Below are 4,730 nucleotides of genomic sequence, written 5' to 3' on the forward strand. Positions count from 1 at the left end.
CACACCTCCTCCACCGCCGCCGCGAACACCGGATACCGCTCGTACAACTCCCGCCCGCAACCGGCCCGCTGACTGCCCTGCCCCGTGAACAGGAAGACCGTGTGGGAACGTCCCTCGTCCCGGCCGGTCACCACGCTGTCGGTGTCCCGGCCCCGGTGCAGGGCGTCCAGACCGGCGAGGAGTTCGTCGCGGTCGGCGGCGAGGATCACCGCGCGGTCGGTGAGGGCGGAGCGGGTGACGGCGAGGGAGTAGCCGACGTCGGAGCGCCGGGTGCCGTCCTCGGCGAGTTCCGCGGCGAGCGGTGCGAGGCGGGCGGCCTGGGCGCGCAGGGCGTCCTCGCCGCGCGCGGAGACGACCCAGGGCAGCAGGCCGGGCACGTCGGTCGCGCGGGGCTCGGGGTCCGCCGCGCCTTCGGGTGCCTGTTCCAGGATCACGTGGGCGTTGGTGCCGCTGACGCCGAAGGAGGAGACGCCCGCCCGGCGGGGCCGGCCCGTCTGCGGCCACGGCCGCGCCTCGGTCAGCAGCGACACCCCGCCCGCACTCCAGTCCACGTGCGAGGTCGGCTCATCCACGTGCAACGTCCGCGGAAGCACACCGTGCCGCATGGCCTGAACGGACTTGATGATCCCGCCCACACCCGCCGCGGCCTGCGCATGACCGATGTTCGACTTCAACGACCCCAGCAGCAAAGGACGTTCAGGCTCCCGGCCCTGCCCGTACGTCGCCAGCAGCGCCTGCGCCTCGATCGGATCACCCAAACGCGTACCCGTCCCGTGCGCCTCCACCGCGTCCACCTCCACCGCGGACAGACCGGCGCTGTCGAGCGCGTCACGGATCACGCGTTCCTGGGAGGGGCCGTTGGGCGCGGTGAGGCCGTTGCTGGCACCGTCCTGGTTGATCGCGGAACCGCGCACCACCGCCAGCACCTCGTGCCCGTGCCGCCGGGCGTCCGACAGCCGCTCCAGCAGCAGCACCCCCACGCCCTCGCTCCAGGCGGTGCCGTCGGCCGTGTCGGAGAAGGCCTTGCAGCGGCCGTCGGGCGCCAGCCCCCGCTGCCGGCTGAACTCCACGAAGGTGCCGGGCGAGGCCATCACCGTGACGCCTCCGGCCAGCGCCAGTTCGCACTCGCCCGCCCGCAGCGCCTGGGCGGCCAGGTGCACGGCCACCAGGGAGGACGAGCAGGCGGTGTCCACCGTGATGGCGGGGCCCTTCAGGCCGAGCGTGTAGGAGACGCGGCCGGAGACGACGCTGGGTGAGGTGCCGACGAACCGGTAGGCCTCCACGCTGAGCGGGGTGGTGTGCAGCCGTGAGGTGTAGTCGCTGTACATGACGCCGCAGAAGACGCCGGTGCGGCTGCCGTGCAGCGTCGTCGGGGCGATGCCGGCGCTCTCGACGGCCTCCCAGCTGGTCTCCAGGAGCAGCCGCTGCTGCGGGTCCATGCCGACGGCTTCCCGCGGGCTGATCCCGAAGAACTCCGCGTCGAACAGGTCGGCGTCGTACAGGAAACCGCCGTGCCGCGTGTACGACTTCCCGGGCCGCTCGGGGTCGGGGTCGTACAGGTCGTCGACGTGCCAGTCACGGTTCTCGGGGAACGGGCCGATGGCGTCGACGCCGTCGGCGACCAGCCGCCACAGGTCCTCGGGGCCGGTGACGTCGCCCGGGTACCGGCAGGCCATGCCGACGATCACCACCGGGTCGTCCTGCTCGGAGCGGGCGGCCGGGACCGGTGCGGTGCGGGCCGCGGGCGCGGCGGGGGCCGACGCGATCCGCTCCATCAGGTGGTCGAGGAGGGCCTGCGGGGTGGGGTGGTCGAAGACGACGGTGGCCGGCAGGGTGACGCCGGTGGCCGTGCCGAGCCGTCCGCGCAGTTCGAGCGCCGACAGGGAGTCGACGCCGAGGTCGCGGAAGGCGGCGGTCAGGTCGACGCTGCGGGGGCCGGGCAGGGCGAGGACGGAGGCGACCGTGGTGCGGACCAGGTCGGTGACCGCCCGGCGCCGTTCGGCTTCCGGCAGGTCCGAGGTGCGCTGGGCCCAGGAGGCGGCGCCCTCCCCGGTCGCGGCGCGGCGGCGGGCGCGGGGGGCGAGGGCCCGCAGCAGCGGGTGCGGGGCGGGGTCGGCGTCGCGCAGCGCGGTGACGTCGAGGGCGGCGGGGACCAGCAGGGGGTCGTCGGAGGAGAGCGCCGCGTCGAACAGGCGCAGTGCGTGCTCCTCGGTCAGCGGCCGTATGCCGCTGCGCTTCCAGCGGGCGGCGTCCGCGGTGTCCAGCCGGGCGGCCATGCCGCCGGCCGCGGTGTCCCACATGCCCCAGGCCAGTGAGGTCGCGGCCGTTCCCTGGGCACGGCGGTGCTGGGCCAGGGAGTCGAGGTAGGCGTTGGCCGCGGCGTACGCGCCCTGGCCGGGGGTGCCGAGGAGTCCGGCGACGGAGGAGAAGAGGACGAACGCGGCCGGCGGCCGGCCGGCGGTGAGTTCGTGCAGATGGCGGGCGCCGTCCGCCTTGGCGGCGAGGACCCGGTCGGCGTCCTCGGGGCGCAGATTGTCCAGGGTGGCGTCGGCGAGGACGCCCGCGGCGTGCACGACGGCCGTCAGCGGGTGGGAGGCGGGTATGTCCGCCAGGACCCGGGTGAGGCGGTCGCGGTCCGCGGTGTCGCAGGCGACGACGGTGACCTCGGCGCCCGAGTCGGCCAGTTCGGCGGCGAGTTCGGCGGCGCCCGGGGCGTCCGGTCCCCGGCGGCTGGTCAGCAGCAGGTGCCGGATGCCGTGCCGGTCGACCAGGTGCCGCGCGAGACGGCGTCCGAGGCCCCCGGTGCCTCCGGTGATCAGGACGGTGCCGTCGGGGTCGAGAACGGCCGGCCCGGTCGGTGCCGCCCGGCCGCGTGTCAGGCGGGGCGTCAGCATCCGGCCGTCGCGCAGGGCCAGTTCGAGGCCGTCGGCCACGGCGGTCGCCGCGGCGGTGCGCAGGTCGTCGGCGCCGGTGGTGCCGGCCCCGTGGTCGCGGCCGGTGTCGGTGTCCAGCAGCGCGAAGCGTCCGGGGTGTTCGCTCGCGGCGGTGCGCACCAGTCCGCGCACCGCGGCCGCGGGCAGGTCGTGGACGTCCTCGCCGGGGACGGCCGCGACGGCGCGGTGCGTCAGGAGCAGGTACCGGGTGGCCGCCAGCCGCTCGTCGCCCAGGCAGTGCCGGATCACGCCGAGCATGTCCCGGACGGCGGCGCGCGCTTGCGCGTCACGCTCACGGCCCGTGCGGCAGGTGAGCACCAGCACGTCGGGAGCGGGTTCACCGGCGTCGAGGGCGGCGGTGAGGGCGTCCGGGTCCGGGTGGGCGGTCTCGGTGAGGCCGGGCACGGCGGCGCCGAGGGCCGCCCACCGCCCGGGTGCGGTCCGGCCCGCGGGGGCAGGCAGCGGCTGCCACTCCACCCGGTGCGGAACGTCGGCGGAGCCGCCCGTGTGCCCGGTGATGCGCTCGGCCGGCACCGGGCGCAGTGTCACGGAGTCGACGCTCAGCACCGGCTGTCCGGCGGGGTCGGTGGCCGTCAGGGTGAGGCCGTCACCGGTGTTCCGGGTGAGCCGGACCCTGAGCCGGGTGGCGCCCGAGGCGTGCAGGGTCACCCCGTCGTAGGCGAACGGCAGCCGGACCGTGCCCTCGTCACCGGGTTCGGCGAGCAGCAGGGCGTGCAGGGCGGCGTCCAGGAGCGCCGGGTGCAGGCCGTACTCGGCGGCCTCGGAGTGCAGGTCCTCGGGCAGTTCCACCTCCCCGTACAGGTCGGTGCCCGACCGCCAGGCGGCGACGAGGCCCTGGAAGGCGGGGCCGTAGGCGTAACCGCGGTCGGCGAGGCGGTCGTAGAGACCGTCGAGCGGCAGCGGGTGGGCGGCCGGGGGCGGCCAGGAGCCCTCGTCGGCGGGGGCCGTCCGGGCGCGGGGGGTGAGCACTCCGGAGGCGTGCCGGGTCCAGTCGCCCTCCTCGTGGCTGGAGTGGAGTGCGACCGGCCGGCTGCCGTCACCGTCGACGGGTCCCACGGCGATCTGGAGACGGACGCCGTCCGCGGGCAGCGGCAGGGGGGCTTCGAGGACGAGTTCGCGCAGGGTGCCGCAGCCGGCGCGGTCGCCGGCGGCCACGGCCAGTTCCACGAGTGCGGCGCCCGGCAGCAGCTCGGTGCCCGCGATGAGGTGCTGGCCGAGCCAGGGCCGGGTGCGCGGGGAGAGGCGGCCGGCGAACAGGAGTCCGTCGCCGTCGGCGAGGCCGGTCATCCCACCGAGCAGCGGATGCCCGGCGGGCGCGAGGCCCACGTCCGCGGCGTCGCTCACGGCGGCGGTGTCGAGCCAGTACCGGCTGCGCTGGAAGGCGTAGGTGGGCAGTGCGGTCCGTCGGCCGCCGGGGAAGAGCCGCTCGGTGTCCGGCTGGACGCCGTGCAGGGCGAGCCGGGCGAGGGCGGTGGTGAAGGTGCGGGTCTCCGGCCGGTCGCGGCGCAGGAGAGGGGCGAGCGCCGGGGCGTCCTCGCCGAGGCAGGCCCGGACCATGGCGGTGAGCACCGGGTCGGGGCCCAACTCCACGTACGCGGTGACGCGTCGGTCGTGCAGGGTGCGTACGCCGTCGTGGAAGCGGACGGTGCCGCGCAGCTGACGCACCCAGTACTCCGGGTCCCTCAGCTCCTCCGCGGTCGCCACCCGGCCGGTCACGTTCGACACCAGCGCGATCCGCGGAGCATGGAACACCAGCCCCGCGACCACCTCACGGAA

1 protein-coding gene is annotated in these 4,730 nt (G+C 76.0%); it reads right to left on the bottom strand.

All coding sequences use genetic code 11. The features are described 5' to 3' along the window. The coding region (locus EV562_RS34930; RefSeq protein ID WP_208298496.1) for an SDR family NAD(P)-dependent oxidoreductase at positions 1 to 4,706 on the bottom strand (4,706 nt) is incomplete at its 3' end. Positions 4,707 to 4,730 lie beyond the last annotated feature (24 nt).

The sequence above is a fragment of the Streptomyces sp. BK208 genome, assembly GCF_004364245.1.
In the GTDB taxonomy this organism is placed as follows: domain Bacteria; phylum Actinomycetota; class Actinomycetes; order Streptomycetales; family Streptomycetaceae; genus Streptomyces.